Source organism: Vibrio ordalii ATCC 33509, assembly GCA_000257205.1.
GTDB lineage: Bacteria > Pseudomonadota > Gammaproteobacteria > Enterobacterales > Vibrionaceae > Vibrio > Vibrio ordalii.
On sequence record AEZC01000126.1, the window covers coordinates 1 to 4,103 of the forward strand.

Below are 4,103 nucleotides of genomic sequence, written 5' to 3' on the forward strand. Positions count from 1 at the left end.
GTTTGGGCAAAATGGTCAGTGCAGGGACGGAATTGTTGACTTTAGATGACCTATCGGTGATGCAGCTCGATATCCAAGTGCCAGAGCGTTACCTTTCGTTAATCAGTAAAGGTATGACGGTGACGGCGAAGAGTAATGCTTGGGCAAAAAACGAATTTACTGGCAAAGTTGTGGGTATTGATTCACGTATTAATCGTGAAACCTTGAATTTGCGTGTCCGTATTCATTTCGATAACCAAGATGGCAAGCTAAAACCCGGGATGTTGCTTTCTACTAAGTTGAATTTCCCAGCGATTGAAGCGCCCATTATCCCCGTTCAAGCACTCGAATATTCAGGCACTAAACGCTATGTCTATGTGATTGATAGCAATAATAAAGTAATACGCACGGAAGTTTGGCTTGGCGCGCGGATCGGCAATCAAGTGGTGATTGATAAAGGTTTAGCCATTGGCGATAAGATTGTGGTGCAAGGTATCGTGAATATGAGAAACGGTGTGCTCGTCACAGAAGTCAACGTGGATGGCTCACCGATACAAAAGGATGACAAGTAATGTGGTTATCCGATGTTTCAGTGAAGCGCCCTGTGGCGGCGGTGGTACTAAGCTTACTGTTGTGCGTTTTTGGTCTAGTGTCATTTTCTAAGCTTTCGGTCCGGGAAATGCCCGATATTGAAAGCCCGGTGGTTTCAATCAGTACTCGCTATGCAGGGGCTTCAGCTACTATCATTGAAAGCCAAATCACTTCTGTATTGGAAGATCAACTGGCGGGCATTAGCGGGATTGATGAAATTGAATCCACCACGCGTAATGGCATGTCACGGATTACCGTTACCTTTGAACTGGGTTATGATCTCAATACTGGTGTGAGCGATATCCGAGACGCCGTTGCGAGAGCACAGCGCTCATTACCCGATGAAGCAGATGATCCAACCGTATTCAAAAACAATGGCTCTGGTGAAGCTTCTTTGTACATTAATCTCAGTTCTTCAGAGATGGATCGAACCCAACTGACCGATTATATCGAACGAGCTTTGATTGACCGCTTTAGTTTAATCTCTGGTGTCAGTTCTGTGGATGTGTCTGGTGGTCTTTATAAGGTGATGTATGTCAAGCTCAAGCCGAATCTGATGGCTGGGCGTGGTGTCACGACTTCTGATATATCAAGTGCATTGCGCAGTGAAAATATTGAAAGCCCGGGCGGGGAAGTGCGCAACGATTCGACAGTGATGTCGGTGCGTACCGACCGAGCGTACAAAACGGCGCAAGATTTTGACTATTTAGTGGTTAAGCGCGCAAGTGACAATTCGCCGATTTACTTAAAAGATGTCGCGGATGTCTTCATCGGCGCTGAGAACGAAAACTCAACCTTCAAAAGCGACGGTGTGGTTAATGTGAGCATGGGCATTGTGCCACAGTCAGATGCTAACCCCTTGGATGTGGCGCAGCGTGTCCATCAAGAAGTCGATAATATTCAGCAGTTTCTACCCAAAGGAACGCGCTTGGCCATTGACTACGACTCGACCTTCTTTATTGATCGCTCCATTTCGGAAGTGTATAGCACACTGTTTATCACGGGGGGTTTAGTGATTTTGGTACTGTACATTTTTATCGGCCAAGTTCGGGCAACGCTAATCCCAGCCGTTACTGTGCCAGTCTCATTGATCTCTTCTTTTATGGCCGCTTATTATTTCGGATTCTCTATTAACCTTATCACCTTGATGGCGCTGATTCTTTCCATCGGTTTGATTGTTGATGATGCGATTGTGGTGGTGGAAAATATATTTCATCACATAGAGCAGGGAGAGAAGCCACTGCTGGCGGCTTATAAAGGGACGCGCGAAGTCGGCTTTGCCGTGATTGCCACCACATTGGTATTAGTGATGGTCTTTTTACCGATCTCTTTTATGGACGGTATGGTCGGCCTGTTGTTCACCGAGTTCTCTGTACTTTTGGCCATGTCGGTTCTCTTTTCATCGCTAATAGCGTTAACTTTAACGCCCGTTCTCGGTAGCAAGATTTTAAAGGTCAATGTCAAACCAAACCGTTTTAATCGTTTTGTTGATCGTATTTTTGGTCGTTTAGAAGCGGGTTACAAATCCTCTTTACGTTTTGCTATCCGTTGGAAATGGGCGGCACCATTCGTTATTCTTGCATGTGTCGGTGGCAGTTATTTTCTGATGCAGAAAGTGCCTTCCCAGCTCACGCCTTCAGAAGATCGCGGCGTTATTTTTGCCTTTGTGCGCGGAGCGGATGCGACCAGTTATAACCGGATGTCGGCCAATATGGATCTTGTTGAGCAGCGGTTAATGCCCTTGGTTGGCAAAGGTTTTCTCAAGTCGTTTAGTATTCAATCGCCCGCGTTCGGTGGGCAAGCGGGTGATCAGACGGGTTTTGTTATCATGATTTTGGATGACTGGAACGAACGAAGCATTACCGCTCAACAAGCATTAGGGCAGGTAAAAAAAGCGCTAACGGGAATTCCCGATGTACGAGTTATGCCCTTTATGCCCGGCTTTCGTGGTGGCTCTAATGAGCCTGTTCAGTTTGTGTTAGGTGGGTCAGACTATCCTGAACTCAAAAAATGGGCTGAATTGCTAAAAACGGAAGCTGAAAATTCCCCCTTTATGGAAGGTGCTGACACCAATTATTCCGAAAAGACACCTGAACTGGTGGTGACGATTGATAGGCAGCGTGCCGCGGAATTGGGGATCAGTGTCGCGGATATTTCAGATACGTTAGAAGTGATGCTCGGCGGGAAGAGTGAAACCAGCTTTGTTGAGCGTGGCGAAGAGTATGATGTTTATCTCCGTGGCGACGAAAATAGCTTCAATAACGCCTCCGATTTAAGCCAGATCTACATGAGAACCGCATCCGGTGAGCTTGTTACACTGGATGCACTTGCGAAAGTTGAAGAGGTGGCATCATCGATCCGTTTGTCTCATTACAATAAGCAAAAGGCGATCACGGTTACTGCAAATTTATCGGCTGGTTACACGTTGGGCGAAGCGCTTGATTTTCTTGACAAGAAAGCGATAGAGATACTTCCTAGTGATATTTACGTTAGTTACTCAGGTGAGTCAAAAGATTTTAAAGAAAACCAATCGAGCGTAGCCATTGTATTTGCGTTAGCGCTGCTTGTCGCCTATTTGGTACTTGCCGCCCAATTTGAAAGTTTTATCAACCCGTTAGTGGTGATGTTGACGGTGCCGATGGGTGTGTTTGGCGGCTTTCTTGGTCTATCAATTATGGGACAAGGTATCAATATCTATAGCCAAATTGGGATGATTATGCTGATCGGTATGGTGACCAAAAATGGCATTTTGATCGTTGAATTTGCCAACCAGCTGCGTGACCGAGGGGTTGAGTTTGAAAAAGCGATCATTGATGCCTCAGCAAGTCGCTTACGGCCAATCATGATGACCGACTTTACTACTTTAGCAGGTTCCATCCCATTAATTATCTCGACAGGAGCAGGTTATGAAAGCCGAGTGGCGGTGGGTACGGTGATTTTCTTCGGTATGGGCTTTGCCACTTTGGTCACTCTATTTGTTATTCCTGCTATGTACCGTTTGGTCTCGGCATCAACACGCTCTCCTGGGCATGTGGAAGCTGAACTTAACCAAGAACTGCTGCACGATGTTAAATCCAGAAGTGTGCACTGATTAATGTACCAAGAGCCTGCGCCCAGCAGGCTCTTCTTTGTTCACCGCTCACACCTATTCCATTCACCGTTATCTATGCCCATTAGATGAACTCACATACGGTCGACCAGTCGAGTTAGCACATCAAGTTATTTGAATATAAAAGCAAGATATCAAATGGTTAATGTGGTTAATGCCATATTCGATAATCTATCAAAATAGCCAGATCTTTTTTCCTATTTAAATCTTAGGTACTAATTATAGATAGACTCAATTTTGAGACACCCATTGCAATGCACCTTGCGATACTCTATCCACCTCTTTAATACAGAGACAAAATGAAGTGAATGCATCAGTAATGGCCATGGAAAATAAAAAACTCTCTATCCTCATCGTATGCATGGGAAATATATGCCGTTCACCGCTTTCTGAAGCTGTTTTGAGCCAAAAAGCGCAACAACAA

The 4,103-nt window shown here is 45.3% G+C and carries 3 protein-coding genes; all 3 read left to right on the top strand.

Annotation, left to right across the window (positions count from 1 at the left end):
* Nucleotides 1-551 (top strand): efflux RND transporter periplasmic adaptor subunit (locus VOR_RS0109355; protein ID WP_029627049.1); only part of this gene is annotated, 551 nt, incomplete at its 5' end.
* Nucleotides 551-3,661, top strand: coding sequence for a vibriobactin export RND transporter permease subunit VexH (gene vexH, locus VOR_RS0109360; protein WP_010319444.1), 3,111 nt, complete (start codon nucleotides 551-553; stop codon nucleotides 3,659-3,661). The genes VOR_RS0109355 and vexH, both read left to right, overlap by 1 nt.
* 343 nt (nucleotides 3,662-4,004) lie before the next feature.
* A partial coding sequence (locus tag VOR_RS18395) for an arsenate reductase/protein-tyrosine-phosphatase family protein (protein ID WP_491066625.1) occupies nucleotides 4,005-4,103 on the top strand: 99 nt, incomplete at its 3' end.